15 protein-coding genes are annotated in these 17,724 nt (G+C 64.3%); 6 read left to right on the top strand and 9 right to left on the bottom strand.

The features are described 5' to 3' along the window. Positions 1-9: 9 nt before the first annotated feature. From fdhF to GW587_RS09645, 3 genes are read right to left on the bottom strand one after another with little or no spacing between them, the layout of a single operon-like run. Positions 10-2,865: a formate dehydrogenase subunit alpha gene (gene fdhF, locus GW587_RS09655; RefSeq protein ID WP_166101702.1), complete on the bottom strand. Its 2,856-nt coding sequence runs from the start codon at positions 2,863-2,865 to the stop codon at positions 10-12. A gap of 9 nt (positions 2,866-2,874) precedes the next feature. Next, positions 2,875-4,440: a formate dehydrogenase beta subunit gene (locus GW587_RS09650; RefSeq protein WP_166101700.1), complete on the bottom strand. Its 1,566-nt coding sequence runs from the start codon at positions 4,438-4,440 to the stop codon at positions 2,875-2,877. Beyond that, positions 4,437-4,922, bottom strand: coding sequence for a formate dehydrogenase subunit gamma (locus GW587_RS09645; RefSeq protein WP_166101697.1), 486 nt, complete (start codon positions 4,920-4,922; stop codon positions 4,437-4,439). Before GW587_RS09645 ends, GW587_RS09650 begins: the two co-directional genes overlap by 4 nt. A gap of 127 nt (positions 4,923-5,049) precedes the next feature. Here GW587_RS09645 and GW587_RS09640 point away from each other — a divergent pair, with 127 nt between their 5' ends. Then, on the top strand, positions 5,050-6,114 hold the full coding sequence (locus tag GW587_RS09640; protein ID WP_166101694.1) for a substrate-binding domain-containing protein: 1,065 nt from the start codon (positions 5,050-5,052) through the stop codon (positions 6,112-6,114). Positions 6,115-6,205: 91 nt separating this feature from the next. On the opposite strand, the gene GW587_RS09635 is transcribed toward GW587_RS09640, so the two are convergent. From GW587_RS09635 to gcl, 3 genes are read right to left on the bottom strand one after another with little or no spacing between them, the layout of a single operon-like run. After that, positions 6,206-7,093: a 2-hydroxy-3-oxopropionate reductase gene (locus tag GW587_RS09635; protein ID WP_166101691.1), complete on the bottom strand. Its 888-nt coding sequence runs from the start codon at positions 7,091-7,093 to the stop codon at positions 6,206-6,208. A gap of 26 nt (positions 7,094-7,119) precedes the next feature. Next, a complete protein-coding gene (gene hyi, locus GW587_RS09630) occupies positions 7,120-7,899 on the bottom strand; it encodes a hydroxypyruvate isomerase (RefSeq protein ID WP_166101688.1) in 780 nt (259 codons plus the stop codon). 14 nt (positions 7,900-7,913) lie between these two features. Then, positions 7,914-9,641, bottom strand: a complete 1,728-nt coding sequence (gene gcl, locus GW587_RS09625; protein WP_166101686.1) for a glyoxylate carboligase — start codon at positions 9,639-9,641, stop codon at positions 7,914-7,916. Between the two features lie 123 nt (positions 9,642-9,764). Between gcl and GW587_RS09620 the strand changes: the two genes are divergently transcribed. From GW587_RS09620 to GW587_RS09600, 5 genes are all read left to right on the top strand, one after another. Further along, complete coding sequence (locus tag GW587_RS09620; RefSeq protein ID WP_166101683.1) at positions 9,765-10,673, top strand: LysR family transcriptional regulator; 909 nt, start codon at positions 9,765-9,767, stop codon at positions 10,671-10,673. A gap of 62 nt (positions 10,674-10,735) precedes the next feature. Next, positions 10,736-11,005, top strand: a complete 270-nt coding sequence (locus tag GW587_RS09615) for a hypothetical protein (RefSeq protein ID WP_166101681.1) — start codon at positions 10,736-10,738, stop codon at positions 11,003-11,005. 105 nt (positions 11,006-11,110) lie between these two features. Beyond that, the gene (locus GW587_RS09610) at positions 11,111-12,196 is read left to right on the top strand and encodes a GGDEF domain-containing protein (protein WP_166101678.1); all 1,086 of its coding nucleotides are present in this window, start codon (positions 11,111-11,113) and stop codon (positions 12,194-12,196) included. Between the two features lie 80 nt (positions 12,197-12,276). Further along, the gene (locus tag GW587_RS09605; RefSeq protein WP_166101676.1) at positions 12,277-13,398 is read left to right on the top strand and encodes a glycosyltransferase family 2 protein; all 1,122 of its coding nucleotides are present in this window, start codon (positions 12,277-12,279) and stop codon (positions 13,396-13,398) included. Between the two features lie 144 nt (positions 13,399-13,542). After that, positions 13,543-14,622 (top strand): GNAT family N-acetyltransferase, encoded by a 1,080-nt coding sequence (locus GW587_RS09600; RefSeq protein ID WP_166101673.1) that lies wholly within the window; start codon positions 13,543-13,545, stop codon positions 14,620-14,622. An 8-nt stretch (positions 14,623-14,630) separates the two neighbouring features. On the opposite strand, the gene GW587_RS09595 is transcribed toward GW587_RS09600, so the two are convergent. From GW587_RS09595 to GW587_RS09585, 3 genes are all read right to left on the bottom strand, one after another. Then, entirely contained in the window at positions 14,631-16,364 is a 1,734-nt protein-coding gene (locus GW587_RS09595; RefSeq protein WP_166102707.1) for a PHA/PHB synthase family protein, read from the bottom strand. 265 nt (positions 16,365-16,629) lie between these two features. Continuing rightward, on the bottom strand, positions 16,630-17,151 hold the full coding sequence (locus tag GW587_RS09590; protein ID WP_207393420.1) for an FxDxF family PEP-CTERM protein: 522 nt from the start codon (positions 17,149-17,151) through the stop codon (positions 16,630-16,632). A gap of 191 nt (positions 17,152-17,342) precedes the next feature. Then, positions 17,343-17,724 (bottom strand): hypothetical protein (locus GW587_RS09585; protein WP_166101664.1); only part of this gene is annotated, 382 nt, incomplete at its 5' end.

Raw genomic sequence — 17,724 nt, 5'->3', positions numbered from 1 at the left:
CAGTTCTCCTTATGCCGGCTGGGCCGCCGCGTCCTTGTGGGCCATCTGCTCTTCATGGAAGCGCGCGAACTCCATCTGCCAGTCGGACTGCTGCTGCACCGGCATCACCTGCACCGCCGTGACCTTGTATTCCGGGCAGTTGGTGGCCCAATCCGAATTCTCGGTGGTGATCACGTTGGCGCCCGATTCCGGGAAGTGGAAGGTGGTGTAGACCACGCCCGGCTGCATGCGCTCCGTCACCAGCGCGCGCAGCACGGTCTCGCCGGCGCGGCTCTGGATGCCGACCCACTGATCGTCCTTGATGCCGCGCTCCTCGGCGTCGTGCGGATGGATTTCCAAACGGTCCTCCGCATGCCACTGCACGTTCTCTGTGCGCCGCGTCTGCGCCCCCACGTTGTACTGCGAAAGGATCCGGCCGGTGGTCAGGATCAGCGGATACATGCGCGTCACCTTCTCGTCGGTCGGCACGTACTGCGTGATGATGAAGCGCCCTTTGCCGCGCACGAACTGGTCGATGTGCATGGTCGGCGTGCCTTCCGGCGCCGCGTCGTTGCACGGCCACTGGATGCTGCCCAGCTTATCCAGCTTGGCGTAGCTGACGCCGCTGAAGGTCGGCGTCAGACGCGCGATTTCGTCCATAATCTGCGACGGGTGCGTGTAGTTCATCGGATAGCCGAGGCGGTTCGACAGCTGCACCGTCACTTCCCAATCGGCGTAGCCGGCCTTCGGCGCCATCACCTTGCGCACGCGCGAGATGCGGCGCTCGGCGTTGGTGAAGGTGCCGTCCTTCTCCAGGAACGAGGAACCCGGCAGCAGCACGTGCGCATACTTGGCGGTCTCGTTGAGGAAGATATCCTGCACCACGATGCACTCCATCGCCTCCATCGCCGAGATCACGTGCTGCGTGTTCGGATCCGACTGCACGATGTCCTCGCCCTGGCAATACAGGCCCTTGAAGCTGCCGTCCAGCGCCGCCTCGAACATGTTCGGAATGCGCAGGCCGGGTTCTGCCTGGAGCTCGACGCCCCACGCGGCTTCGAACTGCATCCGCACCGTGGTGTCGGAGACATGGCGATAGCCCGGCAGCTCGTGCGGGAAGGAGCCGATGTCGCACGAACCCTGCACATTGTTCTGGCCGCGCAGCGGATTCACGCCGACGCCTTCGCGGCCGACGTTACCGGTGGCCATGGCCAGGTTGGCGATGCCCATCACGGTGGTCGAACCCTGCGCATGCTCGGTCACGCCCAGGCCGTAGAAGATGGCGCCATTGCCGCCGGTGGCGAACAACCGCGCCGCGCCGCGTACCTGCTCGGCCGGCACGCCGGTCACCGACTCCATCGCTTCCGGCGAATTCGATTCCTGCGCGACGAATTCGCGCCACTGGTTGAAGGCACGGTCATCGCAACGCTCGGCGATGAACTGCTCGGCCAGCAGGCCTTCGGTGACGATCACGTGGGCCAGCGAGCTGACCATTGCGACGTTGGTGCCGGGACGCAGCTGCAAGTGGTACTGCGAGCGGATGTGCGGCGACTTCACCAGGTCGATGCGGCGCGGATCGATGACGATCAGCTTCGCACCCTGGCGGATGCGGCGCTTCATGCGCGAGGCGAACACCGGATGGCCGTCGGTCGGATTGGCGCCGATGACCATGATGACGTCCGACTTGGCGACCGAGGCGAAGGTCTGCGTGCCGGCCGATTCGCCCAAGGTCTGTTTCAGGCCGTAGCCGGTCGGCGAGTGGCAAACCCGCGCGCAAGTGTCGACGTTGTTGTTGCCGAAGGCTGCGCGCACCAGCTTCTGCACCAGGTAGCCCTCTTCGTTGGTGCAACGCGACGAGACGATGCCGCCGATCGAATCCTGGCCGTGCTTGGCCTGGATGCGCTTGAATTCGGAGGCGGCGTAGTCGAGCGCCTCGTCCCATGAAACTTCCTTCCACGGATCGGTGATCTTGGAGCGGATCATCGGCTTGAGGATGCGGTCCTTGTGGGTCGCATAGCCCCAAGCGAAGCGGCCCTTGACGCAAGCATGGCCTTCATTGGCCTTGCCTGCCTTGCTGGGAACCATGCGCACCACTTCGCTGCCCTTCATCTCCGCATCGAGCGAGCAACCGACGCCGCAATAGGCGCAAGTGGTGGTGACCTTGTGTTCGGCCTGGCCGAGCCAAATGACCGATTTCTCCTGCAGGGTGGCGGTCGGGCAGGCCTCGACGCAGGCGCCGCAGGAGACGCACTCCGATTCCATGAAGGTCTCGCCGGCGCCGGCGGAGACGCGCGACTCGAAGCCGCGCCCAGAAATCGTCAGCGCGAACGTGCCCTGGGTTTCCTCGCACGCGCGCACGCAGCGGTTGCAGACGATGCACTTCGACGAGTCGAAGGTGAAGTACGGATTCGACTCATCCTTCTTCAGCTTCAGGTGGTTGGCGCCTTCGTAACCGTAGCGCACCTCGCGCAGGCCGGTGACGCCGGCCATGTCCTGCAACTCGCAATTGCCGTTGGCCGGGCAGGTCAGGCAGTCCAGCGGGTGGTCGGAGATGTACAGCTCCATCACGCCCTTGCGCAGCTCTTGCAGCTTGGCGGTCTGGGTGCGCACCACCATGCCCTCCTCCACCGGCGTGGTGCAGGAGGCGGGATAGCCGCGCCGGCCCTCGATCTCGACCAGGCACAGACGGCAGGAACCGAACGGCTCCAGGCTGTCGGTGGCGCACAGCTTGGGGATGCTGGTGCCGCTTTCGGCGGCGGCGCGCATCACGGAGGTGCCGGCGGCGACGGTCACGCGCTGGCCGTCGATGGTCAGCGTGACGAACTCCATGTTCGGGTTCAGCGGCGGCGGCGTGCCCAGGTCGCGGGCGATAATTGTCTCGATCATTCTATTCTCCTAAGCGGCGCGCTGGTCTGCGGAGACCTGGCCGAAATCTTGCGGGAAGTGGTTCAGGGCGGACAGCACGGGGTAAGGCGTCATGCTGCCCATCGCGCACATCGAGCCATTGAGCATGGTGTCGCACAGTTCACGCAGCAGGATCACCTGGCGTGGACGTTCGCCGTCGGCGTTGGCGGCGATCTTGTCGATCACCTCCACGCCACGGGTGGAGCCGATGCGGCACGGCGTGCACTTGCCGCACGATTCGACCGCGCAGAATTCCATCGCATAGCGCGCCAGCTTGCGCATGTCGGCGCTGTCGTCGTGGACCACGATGCCGCCGTGGCCCAGCACCGCCCACAGCGCGGCGAAGGCTTCGTAATCGAGCGGCGTGTCCCACTGCGACTCCGGCAGATAAGCGCCCAGCGGGCCGCCCACCTGCACCGCCTTGATCGGCCGGCCGGAGGCGCTGCCGCCGCCGTATTCGTACAGGATGTCGCGCAGCGTGACGCCGAACGCCAGTTCGATCAGGCCGCCCTGCTTGATATTGCCGGCCAATTGCACCGGCAAGGTGCCGCGCGAACGGCCCATGCCGTAATTCTGGTAGTAGGCCGCGCCCTTGTCGAGGATCAGCGGCACCGCCGCCAGCGACAGCACGTTGTTGATCACGGTCGGCTGGCCGAACAGGCCGGCCAGCGCCGGCAGCGGCGGCTTGGCGCGCACGATGCCGCGCTTGCCCTCGATCGATTCCAGCAGCGCGGTTTCCTCGCCACAGATGTAGGCGCCGGCGCCCTTGCGCACTTCAAGATCGAAAGCGCGTCCCGAGCCGAGGATGTTCGAACCGAGCAGGCCGGCCTTGACGGCGCTGGCGATGGCGTGATTCAGGTTGGCGATCGCGTGCGGATATTCGCTGCGCACGTAGATGTAGCCCTTGTCGGCGCCCACCGCCAAGCCGGCGATGGTCATGCCTTCGATAAGCACAAAGGGATCGCCTTCCATCACGATGCGGTCGGCGAAGGTGCCGGAATCGCCTTCGTCGGCGTTGCAGACGATGTACTTTTGCGGGCCGGCGGCCTTCATCACCGTGTTCCATTTGATCCCGGTCGGGAAGGCGGCGCCGCCACGGCCGCGCAGGCCGGATGCCGTCACGGCGGCGACAATGGCGGCCGGCTCCATCGCCAGCGCGTTGCGCAAGCCCTTGTAGCCGTCATGCGCCTCGTAGTCGGCCAGCGACAGCGGATCGGTGACGCCGGCGCGGGCGAAGGTCAGGCGGCTTTGCTTGGCCAGATAGGGAATCTGCTCGACCAGCCCCAGCGCCAGGCGATGCGTGCCGCCGCCCAGGTGGAAATCGGCGTTGAACAACTCCCCCACGTCGTCGGCATCGACCGGGCCGAAACCGACGCGGCCGGCCGCCGTCTCCACTTCGACCAGGGGCTCCAGCCACAGCAAGCCGCGCGTACCATTGCGGACGATGTCGACCGTGACGCCACGGCGCGCCGCTTCGGCCACGATGGCGCCCGCCACGTCGTCGGCGCCCAGCGCCAGCGCGGTCGAATCACCGGGAATGTAGATGCGGATGCTCATGCGGCCTCCTTGGCCTTGGCCAGCAGCTTGTCGAAGCGGGCCGGCGTGACGCGCGCGTGCAGCGCTTCGTTGATCATCATCGACGGCGCGGTGGCGCATTGTCCAAGGCAGTAGACCGGCTCCAGCGCAAACTCGCCGTCGCCACTGTGCGCGTGCAGCTTGCAGCCCAGCGCCTGCTCGGCGTGCGCCAGCAACGCGTCGCCGCCCATGCTCTGGCAAGCCTCGGCGCGGCAGATCTGCACCACCTGGCGCGCCGGCGCTTCGGTGCGGAAGTAGTGGTAGAAGGTGATCACGCCGTGCACTTCGGCGCGCGACAGGTTGAAGGTGCTGGCGATATTCACCACCTGATCCGGCGGAACGTAGCCGATGGCGTCCTGAAGTGCGTGCAGGACCGGCAAGAGCTGGTCCTGGGTGCCGCTGCTGGCGGCGAGGATGGCGCTGGCCTGGGCGGCTATATCGGCCTGGGGTATACGCTGTTGCATGGTGTCTCCGTTTTTTGTCTACGGTGTGCGTTCATATGTTCTGTAAAACATATATACCGCTTATTATTAATGCATGTGCGTAGGCTAGCACTGTAAAAACATCGAAGCAATATGAAGGATTTTGCATATGATCAAAGTAGAGATACGACCGGACTGGGTTTTGCGCCAGCCGAGCGGGCAAGCGATTTCCCTGCCGGTGCTGCTGGGGCTGCTGGAGGCGGTGCGCAGCACGGGCAGCATCAGCCAGGCGGCGACCGCGCGCGGCATCTCCTACCGCCACGCCTGGGGGCTGCTGCGCGAGTTCAACGAGCAGTTCGGCGCCGAGCTGGTGCACAAATCGCGCGGTCAAGGGACGGTGCTGTCGCCGCTGGCCGACAAATTGATCTGGGCGGACAAACGCATCAGTGCGCGGCTGTCGCCGATGCTCGACAGTCTGGCCTCGGAATTGCAACAGGAATTGGCCAGTTTGCTGGACGAACGGCCGCCGGCGCTGCGGCTGACCGCCTCGCACGGCTTCGCGGTGGCGGCGCTGGTGAATCTGCTGGAACAGCAGGACGTGTTGGTTGACTTGCAATACCGCAGCAGCACGGAAGCCGTAACCGCGCTGGCGCGCGGCGAGTGTGACCTGGCCGGCTTCCACCTGCCGGTGGGCGAATTCGAGGGGCCGGCGGCGGCCAAGTACCTGCCGTGGCTCGATCCGTCGCGCCACATGCTGATCCACCTGGCGTACCGCACGCAAGGCATTTTCGTCGCCAAGGGCAATCCGATGGGGATCGAATCGCTGGCCGATCTGGCGCGGCCCGGGGTACGCTTCGTCAACCGGCAGCGCGGCTCGGGCACGCGGCTGCTGCTGGAGCTGCTGCTGGCCGGCCAGGGCGTGGCGCCGGAATCGATCCACGGCTTCGGCAGCGCCGAGTTCACTCATGCGGCGGTGGCGGCCTACGTCGCCAGCGGCATGGCCGACGCCAGCTTCGGGGTGGAGACCGCCGCGCGCCGCTTCGACCTGGATTTCGTGCCGGTGATCCGCGAGCGCTATTTCCTCGCCTGCGCGCGCGAAGCGCCGGCCGCGCCGCTGGTGGCGGCCGCGCTGGCGGTGATGGAAGGCGCCGACTTCAAACGCGCGCTGGCCGCCCTGCCCGGCTACGACGGAACATTGAGCGGCCAGCCGGTGGCGCTGGAATCGCTGTTCTAAACCGGGGTCAGTTCCGGCATCGCGTCACGGGCTCTGCCGTAGCGTTCGCTACGGCAGAGCCCGTGACGCGATGCCGGAACTGACCCCGGTTTTACGCTTCGGCGATCTGGTGGTTGGAGATGATCTCGATGGCGCGGCACAATGCCGAGTGATCCATGCCCGACAGGCCGTGGGCGCTGCAAGCGTTCATCAGCTCCTGCGCCATCGCGGTATTCGGCAGCGAGATGCCCATCGCCTTCGCGCCTTGCAGCGCCAGGTTCAAATCCTTCTGGTGCAGCGCGATGCGGAAGCCGGGGTTAAAGGTGCGCTTGACCATGCGCTCGCCGTGCACCTCCAGGATGCGCGAGTTGGCGAAGCCGCCCATCAGTGCCTGCCGCACCCGCGCCGGATCGGCGCCGGCCTTGGAGGCGAACAGCAACGCTTCCGCCACCGCCTGGATATTCAGCGCGACGATGATCTGGTTGGCCACCTTGGTGGTCTGGCCATCGCCGTTGCCGCCGACCAGCGTGATGTTCTTGCCCATCAGCTCAAACAGCGGCTTGACGATGGCGAACGCTTCCTCCGATCCGCCGACCATGATCGTCAGCGATGCAGCCTTGGCGCCAACCTCGCCGCCGGACACCGGCGCGTCCAGGTATTCGCACTGAAGCGCGTTGATCTTCTTGGCGAATTTCTTGGTCTCGATCGGCGAGATGGAGCTCATGTCGACCACGATGGTGTTAGGCCGCAGGCCCTTGGCCACGCCCTCCTTGCCGAACAGCGCCTCTTCGACGTCGGGCGTGTCCGGCACCATGACGATGATGATATCGGCCCGCACCGCCACTTCGGCGGCCGAGGTGCAGACGGTGGCGCCACCTTCGACCAGCGCGAACGGTGGGTTTTTCAGATCGTGCAGGTACAGCTTGTGGCCGCCGGCCTGCAAATGCTGCGCCATCGGCCCGCCCATGATGCCCAGCCCAATAAATCCAACTCGTGACATGATGACTCCTTCAGAAAGTTAGTGTGTCAGACGCCGTGGGCGGCGCGCCAGTCGAGGCCCGCTTCGGTGCCGGCGCGGGGTTTGTATTCGCAGCCGATCCAGCCGTCGTAACCCAGCGCCGTCAACTGCGAGAACAGGAAGCGGTAATTGATTTCGCCGGTGCCCGGCTCGTTGCGCCCCGGGTTGTCCGCCAGCTGCACATGCCCGATCAGCGTCAGGTTGGCCTTGATGGTGCTGGCCAGCTCTCCCTCCATGCGCTGCATGTGATAGATGTCGTACTGGATGAAGATGTTGTCCGACCCCGTCTCATCGATGATGCGCGCCGCCTGCCCGGTGCGGGTCAGGAAGAAGCCGGGAATATCGAAGGTGTTGATCGGCTCGATCAACAGCCGTATGCCCTCCGCCTTCAGCACCGCCGCCGCTGCGCTCAGGTTGGACACCAGCGTGCGGTGGGCGGCCGCCTGCGACACGTCCGCCGGCACGATGCCGACCAGGCAGTTCAGCTGCTTGACGCCCAACTGCTTCGCATAGCTGATCGCCGTCCGCACGCCGTCGCGGAATTCCTCCACGCGGTTCGGATGACAGGCGATGCCGCGTTCGCCCGCGTCCCAGTTACCGGCCGGCAGATTGTGCAGCACCAGCTGCAGCTGGTTTGCCTTCAGCCGCTGCGCCAGGTCGCTGGCCTCGTACGGATAAGGGAACAGGAACTCCACCGCCTTGAACCCGGCGCGCGCAGCCGCCTCGAACCGGTCCAGGAACGGCACTTCGGTAAACAACATGGTCAGATTGGCTGCCAGCTTGGTCATGTCGATGTCCTCCCTTAGTCTTCGAACTCGTTGATCTTGTCGATGTCGGTACCCATCGCGATATTCGTGACGCGCTCCAGGATCACCTCCACCACCACCGGCACGCGATACTCCTCCATCCACTTCGCCGCCTGGACGAAAGCCTCCGGCAGATCGTCGGCGTCGCGCACCCGGATCGCCTTGCATCCCAGGCCTTCCACCACCGCGACGTGATCGACGCCATAGCCGTTCAACTCCGGCGCGTTGACGTTTTCGAACGACAGCTGCACGCAGAAGTCCATGTCGAAGTTGCGCTGCGCCTGACGGATCAGGCCGAGGTAGGAGTTATTCACCAGCACATGCAGGTAAGGCAGCTTGAATTGCGCGCCGACCGCGAGCTCCTCGATCAGGAACTGGAAATCGTAGTCGCCCGAGATCCCCACCACCTTGCGCGTCGGGTCGGCCGCCACCACGCCCAGCGCCGCCGGAATGGTCCAGCCCAGCGGGCCGGCCTGGCCGCAGTTGATCCAATGGCGCGCGTTGTACACGTGCAGGAACTGCGCGGCGGCGATCTGCGACAGGCCGATGCTGCTGACGTAGCAGGTGTCGCGGCCGAACGCCTTGTTCATTTCCTCGTACACGCGCTGCGGCTTGACCGGCACCTGTTCGAAATGCGTCTTGCGCTGCATGGTGCGCTTGCGTTCATTGCACTGCGCCAGCCACGCCGAGCGGTCCTTCAGCTTGCCGGCGGCCTTCCACTCGGTCGCCACCTCGATCAGCAGCTGGAGCGCGGCGCCGGCGTCGGAGACGATGCCGAAGTCCGGGCCGAACACGCGGCCGATCTGGGTCGGTTCGATGTCGATGTGGACGAACTTCCGGTCCTTGGTATACACCTCGATACTGCCGGTGTGGCGATTGGCCCAGCGGTTGCCGATGCCGAACACGAAGTCGGATGCGAGCACCGTCGCGTTGCCGTACCGGTGGCTGGTCTGTAAGCCGGCCATGCCGACCATCAGTTCATGATCGTCGGGAATGCAGCCCCACGCCATCAGCGTCGGGATCACCGGCACGCCGGTCAGCTCCGCGAACCGCACCAGCAGCTCGGACGCGTTGGCGTTGATGACGCCACCGCCGGGCGTCAGCAGCGGATGCTCGGCGTCGTTCATCATCGTCAGCGCCTTCTCGATCTGGGCGCGGGTCGCCTTCGGCTTGTACGCTTCCAGCGGCTGATAGGTGTCGGCGTCGAATTCGATCTCCGCCATCTGCACGTCGAACGGCAGGTCGATCAGCACCGGACCGGGACGGCCGGAACGCATCAGGTGGAAGGCCTGCTGGAACACCATCGGCACCAGCGCCGGCTCGCGCACCGTCACCGCCCACTTGGTGACGGGCTTGGCGATCGATTCGATATCGACCGCCTGGAAGTCCTCCTTGTACAGGCGGGCCCGCGGCGCCTGGCCTGTAATGCAGAGGATCGGTATGGAATCCGCCTGCGCCGAATACAGGCCGGTGATCATGTCGGTGCCGGCCGGCCCCGACGTGCCGATGCAGACGCCGATGTTGCCGGCCCTGGCGCGGGTATAGCCCTCGGCCATGTGCGACGCGCCTTCGACGTGCCGCGCCAGGATGTGCCTGGCGCTGCCCTGTTTCTTCAAAGCCGCATAGAACGGGTTGATCGCGGCTCCAGGAACGCCGAACACCTGGAACACGCCCTCTTTTTCCAACACCATTGCTGCTGCCTGCGCTGCGGTCATGCGAGCCATACCGGTCTCCTGGCGGGTTAGTTGATGGACCCATCGTAACGGCAAAGGACAAGCTTGATAAGACAACAAAATCTCGCTTTATTCGATACACACGATACCGAATAACTATGGAATAATCGTCGCATGGACAAACTCACGCAAATCGAAGCCTTCGTCGATGTGGCCGAGAAAGGCAGCCTGGCGCGCGCCGCGCTGGGGCAGCACATCACCCCGGTGATGCTGGGGCGGCGCATCGATGCGCTGGAGAAGCGTCTCGGCGTCAAGCTGATGCACCGCACCACGCGGCACCTGACCCTGACCGAGCAAGGCACGCTGTATCTCGATCATTGCCGCAAGCTGCTGGCCGATCTGGGGCACGCGGACCGCAGCGTGTCCGAGGGGCGGCACCGCGCCACCGGGCACCTGACCGTGTCGGCGCCGGCCGCGTTCGGACGCAAACACGTCGCCCCGCACGCCGCCGGCTTCGTGCGCGCCCATCCGGATGTGCAGATCTCGTTCAACCTTACCGACCGCGTGGTCGACCTGGTGCGCGACGGCTACGACGTCGGCATCCGCATCGGCGGCGTGATCGACCCGAGCTTCGTCGCGGTCAAGCTGGCCGGCAACCGGCGCGTGGTGTGCGGCACGCCCGAATATTTCGAACGCCACGGCATCCCGCGCACGCTGGACGACCTGACCCAGCACAACTGCCTCGCCTTCAACCTGCAAGGCGGCCAGCAGCGCGGCTGGTACTTCCAGGAGAACGGCAAACAAGTGACGGTGCGCGCGGTCGGCAACCTGAACTGCAACGACGGCGAACTGCTGCACCGCTGGGCCACCGAGGGGCTGGGGCTGGCGTGGCGTTCATCGTGGGAGATCCAGGCGCAGCTGGCGTCGGGGGAATTGATCACGGTGCTGGACGACTACGCGCTGCCGCAGTACGACATCGTCGCCGTCTACCCGCAGCAGCGGCACCTGCCGGCCAAGGTGCGCTTCTTCATCGACATGCTGAAGGAAATTTATGCGCGGCAGGATTATTGGCTGAGCCCATAGCGGCAACGGCGCGCCAACTCTGCGACACGACGCCTACAATGGGCTTTTATCCCGGAGGCTTCATGCAAGAGCAACGCACCGCAACTTATATCCCTTTCGCCACCGACCGCACCAAGAACGTGGTGAAACACCTGCAACCTGGCTCGCGCCAGACCATCGACGCGGTCAATGTCGACAACATCCAGGACCGCGTCGAAGTCGAGGTCTGGGCGGTTGAAAAGGACGACGGCGTCCATATCAATTACACCGATGGCGCCAACGGCAAAGTGATCGAGCTCGGGTATGCAGATCAGGTCCGCGTCGCCATCGAAGAGGCTTCCACCGAGGAGTAATCCGAATGCTGCTATCCTTCGGGGCATCGAAACTTCCCGGCATGCAATGTGATCCTGCTTGACCAAACCACTATTCTCCTGACATCGACCCTGATGGCGGGGGCGATGAGCATCGTACTGTTTTCCGCCTACCGCAGCTTCCCGTCCGAAGTGCGGGGACTGGGCCAGTGGGCGCTGGGCATGCTGTCCCTGATGCTGACCGGCGTCCTGCTCTGCACACAGGGCGTGCTTGCGGAGGCGGCGATTCTTTTCGTCGGCAACACCACCATGATGGCGAGCGCGGGATTGATGCTGATCGGCACCCAGAAATTCTACGGGCGCGTGCCCAGCTGGTGGTGGCTGGGGCTGGCCTGGGCCATCGGCATGTGCTGCCTGATCGGCTGGTATCTGATCACCCAGAACTTCGCGCTGCGGGTCGCGGTGTTTTCCCTGTTGTCGCTATCGTTCTACGTGCCGCAGCTGGTGCTGGTCGTGCTTCGTGGCGAACGTCATTTCTCCAGCTGGTTCTTCGGCGCGCTGCTGCTGGTGCAATCGCTGGTGCTGTTGCTGCGCGCCGTGGTGGCGATGAGCGGCGGCGTCGGCACCAGCAACGCCAGCAACGGCCCGATCCAAAGTATTTATCTATTGACCGCCAATTTCATGACGCTGCTGATGGCGGTCGGCTTCATGGCGGTCGCCACGCGGCGCCTGCAGACCGTGATGGAACACCGGTCGAATTCGGATCCGCTGACAGGCGTATTGAACCGGCGCGGCTTCGCTGCCGCCTACGCCCGCGAATTGGCGCTGATGAAACGCCACGCCCAGCCGATGACCCTGCTCAGCATCGACCTCGACTTCTTCAAGGCCATCAACGACCGCTACGGCCACGCCGTCGGTGACCAGGTGCTGGTGCATGCGGCGCGCACCACCGTGACCGCGCTGCGGGAAATCGACCACGTGGCGCGTTTCGGCGGCGAGGAATTCATCGTGCTGTTGCCGCAGACCACGGCGGAGCGCGCATCGGCTGCGGCGCAGCGCATCCAGGCCCTGCTGTGCGCGGCGCGCGGCGACGACGTGCCTGCCTACACGGTCAGCATCGGCATCGCCAGCCAGCTGGCGTCGAACGACAGCATGGAAGCCGTGATGGCGCGCGCCGACGCCGCCCTGTACCGCGCCAAGGCCGCCGGCCGCGATCGCTACGAAGTGGCTTGATTTCAGATTCTTTGCAGGAACTTACCTGGATTTACTTCCAGATAGCTAGTTAATGCGTGGTGAATGCTCGAAAATAAGGCATGAGCACCGATCGCATCCCGAACCTCGGAGGCTCTCACCTGGAGCCTCCGAGCATGACACCAACCATCAGCATTGTTATTCCCGCATACAACGTTCAACACTTCATCGTGCAATGCGTGCGCTCCGTGCTGATGCAAATGCAAGACCACCATGAACTGGTGGTTGTCGACGACGGCTCGTCCGATGCCACCCTGACCCTGCTGACCGAACTGCAAGCAAGCTGGGACCGGCCGAATTTTTGTCTGCGCACCCAGTCCAACCAAGGCGTCGCCAGCGCCCGCAACCACGGCATCGCCGCAGCCCGGGGTGAATATATCGCCTTCCTCGACAGCGACGACGTGCTGCGCGATGGCGCCCTGGCGCACATCGACCACGCCATCGCCGAGCACCGTCCCGACGTCATCGCATTCGATTTCAGGATGTGGCATCCCAACGCGGTTGAGAAAAACCATGGCATGGCGCTGGACTACCCTGCCGGGGTTCTGCGCGGTGCGGAAGCGATCCTGGTCCGCTTCATGGCCAACCGCCACATGTACGTCTGGGCCCACATCATGCGGCGCGCCAAGTATGCGGAACTGCCCGCGCCGATTTTCCCGCCGGGGCCGGTGTTCGAAGACGTCGCCACGTTGCCGCGCGTGATGAGCCTGTGCGCCAGCCTGGTGCACATCCCGCTTCAGCTGATCGACTACCGCCAGCATCCGACCAGCATCAGCCAATCGATCTCCGAGCAGTGGTGCACCGATTTTCTCGCCGCCTTGTCGGTGGCCCGCCGGCATCTGGAACAACGCGCGGTCGGCACGCTGGCGCAAGCGCATTTCGATCTGATGATCGCGCATTTTTACGTCAGCCTGGTCAAGAGCAGCTACCAACTGCCGCACGCCATCGGGCGACGCACGCGCGCGCGTAGCAAGGCGCTTTTTTTAACGCTTCTGTTCGGCGACCGCGCCGGCCTGGCCGCGATGGCGGGCGCAGGCGACCGCGCCATGCTGGCCGACCTCACCAAGGTTTTGTCGGGCGATCTGCTGTTCCATGTTAAGCAACTGGCCAGCCGCCAATACAAACGCTGGCGGACGACCCGCAAACTGCGCAGGGTGGGAGTCGATCATCTTGGGTTCGTTTGAGCTAAGTCACAAGATGCCGATTGTGTCCCCGGAACGCACATCGGTCCCATCAATCCGTGACATGATTTAAGCTCCGAGGGCCCATGCTTGATTCGCCGCCGACACCGCGCGCGACGTGGGCCGCAAATGTCGGGGAGACTCGCCATGTCGCACCTTCAAGCACCACAACCGGCGACGTTGAAGCAGTTTTGCTGGCGCGGCCAAGTCCCCGACTGGGTCGGGCCGGCGCTGGAGAAGTTGTATGGCAATCCCTATGCCACGCTTGTGCAGTTCTGTCTCGAACGCGATCTTGTCGACGCCAATACATACGCCGCCTATCAAGACGATGGGCTGCGAACGCTGTTCGTCTTCAGCCTGCGTGACGGCGTGGTGGAGGTGTTCAACGAAGCGATCCGCCTGGCCGCCGAGGACATCGAACTGTTCGCCGGCTACATTTTTTCCAGCATCGCCGAAGCGCGCGTCGTGGTACTGCGCGCCGTGCATATCCCTCGGGCGATGTGGGCATATCCCAGCCAACAACACGACTACCTTGAGGATCTCTGGATCGCGCTGCCGCCCAACGCGGAAGCCTATACCGCAAGCCTGAGCAAGAACAACCGGCGCAACGTGCGGCGCCACGGCAAAAGCCTGCGCGCCGAACTGGGAGACTATCAATTCGGCGTGCATGAAAAAACCGACATCAATCCGCGCGATGTCGACGCCATCATCCACTTCAATCATGCGCGGATGGCCGGCAAGAACAAGACGTCGGCGGTCGATGAACGGGAATCCCGCCATATCAAGGATTTGGTGCGGGAATATGGACGCGTCGGCGTCATCACCATCGGCGGCCAGGTCTGCGCGGGCGCCATCGCGTGCCAGGTGAGCGACAACTATTTCCTGCTGTTGATGGCGCACGACCCGGGCTACGACCAATTCAGCCTGGGCTTTCTGTGCTGCTACCTGTTTATCTGCGACTGCATCGAGCGGCGCGGCGCGGAATTTCATTTCTTGTGGGGCGATTACGACTACAAGCGTAGCTTCCTTGGTCAATACAGCAGCCTGGACAAGCTGCTGCTCTACCGCTCGCACGGCGCCCGGCTGCGGCACGCCGGGTTGGCGCTGCGCGCCACGCTGGCGGCGGCGCGGCGTCGCGCAGTGGGATGGCTGAAACAGGTACAGCGTATCGAGCACCCGGCCGCGCGCGCCCTGCTACGCCTGTGTCGCCGTCTCAGCCACGCCTGAAGCCGGAATCATGGCTGCACCACGAAGCGGCCCGGCGCCGGCCCCAACGCCGGCCCCATCGGCGGCGGCGCGCCGCGCTGCCGGTCCGAACGGCGCACCAGCCATTGCCGCCAGTACGGCCACCACGACCCCTCGCAGCGCTCGGCCTGGTTCAGCCACTCGTCCGGACTGGTGTAGCCCAGCGGCGCGACATTGGCGGCGTGACGGCGATAGCTGCGGTTGGCGTGGCCCGGCTCCGAGACGATGCCGGCGTTGTGCCCACCCGAGGCCAGCACGAAGTCGATCGTCCCGCCGCACAGCAAGTGAATCTTGTACACCGAGCGCCACGGCGAGACGTGGTCGCGCTCGGTGGCCAGCACGAACAGCGGCGCGTGGATAGCCGACAGCGCCACCGGCTTGCCGGCGACAAGGTAGCGGCCCTCGGCCAGGTCGTTGTGCAGGAACAGCCGGTGCAGGTATTCGCTGTGCATGCGGAAAGGCAGCCGCGTGCTGTCGGCGTTCCACGCCATCAGGTCGTTCGGCGCGCTGCGTTCGCCCAGCAGGTACTCGCGCATCATGCGCGACCAGACCAGATCGCGCGCGTGCAGCAGCTGGAACGAGGCCGCCATCTGGTCGCCGTCGAGGTAGCCCTGGTCCCACATCAGCGCGTCAAGGAAGGCCAGCTCGCTGTCGTCGATGAACAGGCCCAGCTCGCCGGGCTCGCTGAAATCGGTTTGCGCCGCCAACAGCGTCAGCGAGGCCAGCTTGCCATGCGCCGGCTGTTCGCCCGCGCCGATCGCGGCGGCGGCGATCGACAGCAGCGTGCCGCCCAGGCAATAACCGACCCCGTGCACCGGCGCCCCGCCGCACAGCGCCGCCGTCTGGTCCAGCGCGGCGAACAGGCCGCGCTGAAGGTAATCCTCCATGCCCAGATCGCGGTCGCGCGCATCCGGATTACGCCAGGAAATCATCAACACCGTGTGTCCCTGGCCGACCAGATAGCGCACCAGCGAGTTGTGCGGCGACAGGTCGAGGATGTAGTACTTCATGATCCACGACGGCACGATCAGCACCGGCTCGCGATACACCGTATCGGTCTGCGGCGCGTACCGGATCAGCTCGATGAGCTCGTTGCGGTAGACCACCATGCCCGGCGTCAGCGCCACCTGCCGGCCCGGCTCGAAGCGCTGATCCACCGGCTGAGACACTGCCGCGCCCGGCGGCGCCAGCCGGCGGCACAGATCCTGGCCCCAGTTGCGCGCGCCGTCGACCAGGCTGCGGCCGCCGCTGGCGAACGCGGCGCGCTGCACCTCGGGATTGGTCCACAGAAAATTCGACGGCGCGTACATGTCGAGCAACTGGCGCGCGGTGAACGCCACCACCTCGGCATGGTGCGGCGCGACGCCCGGCAGCTCGCTGGTGGCCAGGCGCCAGAACTGCTCCAGCTGCTTGAACCCCTGAGCATACTGGGAAAACGGCCACGCGCGCCAGGCGGCGTCGGCGAAGCGGGCATCCGTTGCGGCATCGTCCCGCGCCGGATTGGCCGCGCTTCCCGCCCACCAACCGGCCAGCTCGCCCAACTTGCCGGGCGACACCGCCAGATGCCGCCACCAATCCTGGAACGCCAGTTGCATCGCGATCGGCGAAATGCCGCCGGCTGCGCGCGCGATCTGGCTTTGCAGAAACAAGTCCAGCGGATTGCGCCGCTCCATGTGCGGCGCGACGTCCGGCGTGGGCGCGCGGTTCGAGATAACTCTGAGCATGGTGGTATTCACGTTTCCTCCTCGCTGAGCGCTGTCATGATTATCGTGGGCGCAGCTCCGGGATACGATTGATTTAGATCAAATACATTCCTGATCATGCTCACTACACTGCGCTACAGGCGCGCAGCGAGGAGAGATCACCGCCAGTTCATCCTGGACGTGTGGGCAGCGCGCCCGACAAGACGCCGGCGACGATGCAGCCGGACGACTATCCGCGATGACACAAAAAAAGCCGCCATCAGGCGGCCTCATGAGGCACAGCGGCTTATGCACGCGACTTCCGGCGACGGGCGACGACGCCCATCAGGCCCAGGCCACCCAACAACATGGCGTACGTCTCCGGTTCCGGAACACCGGACACCAGCGCCACCGCATACGCGCCGCCCTGCTCGGTGGTCACGAGGCCGTTGACCACGATATGGTAAGCGCCGCCCATGCCGAGCGGCAGATCGTAGCTGGTATTGTTGCCCAGGTAAGTGCCGTACCACTTGCCGCCGATCTCCTCCGAGGTCCCGCCGTAGACCGAGTAAGCGAGGTTGGCGATGTTGAACACATCGAAGCCGCCCAGCGCCAGATTGAGCGGATTCGCCGACGAGCCCAGGCTACCGGCCGGGATGGTGAAGTCGATCATATCGGTGAAGGTGCCCTCCTCGTGCAGGAAGATGTGCCCGTAAGGTTTCGCCATGTTTGGCGTGATCGATCCGGCGTCGATGCTAATATCGTTTGCCGACGCAAAACCGGCGCTCAACGCCAGTGCCAACGCTGCAAATATCGTCTTAGTTTTCATTGCTGATTTCCTTGAGAAGTTGAGGTACCGACAGTGACTCGGCGTCTTTGCTCGTGATGAGCAAAATAATCTTAACGTTCCCTAAGGAAGCCTTATGTGAGCTAACGTACCCTCCAGAAAGCATTCAATTATTACAAAAGCCAATTCGCTTTCTTCTTGATATTAAACAAACGTTACGCTCTTCAAGGCGATCATGCCGCAATCAGCGCGAACAGCATGGGAGTGGCAGCCATCGCGACTATGGCAAACAAGCTCACCGCCAACCGATTGTGCTCTACTTTATGTTCGGGCGGATATCGACCCCATGTAATCAGCCGAAGGATCAACCAGCCGGGCCAGTAGAAGATTTTTTGAATCAATGTACCTAAAAGCTGATAAAAAATCTCCCGGAGAAGGTATCCAATCGCCTCGAAAATCGCCTCAAGCATGCCTATGCTCCTTGACGCACACTGAGGTGTACTGTCAATAATGGACACGTCCGTTTCAAGCAGCCAGCGCTTTTTTTCTGAAATTCTCAGCGAACGACGCCGGCGATACATAGCCAAGGCGCGAATGGCGCCGCTGGCGGTTGTA

This window comes from Duganella aceris (assembly GCF_011090165.1).
In the GTDB taxonomy this organism is placed as follows: domain Bacteria; phylum Pseudomonadota; class Gammaproteobacteria; order Burkholderiales; family Burkholderiaceae_D; genus Rugamonas; species Rugamonas aceris.
This window is presented reverse-complemented; position numbering and strand designations above follow the sequence as displayed.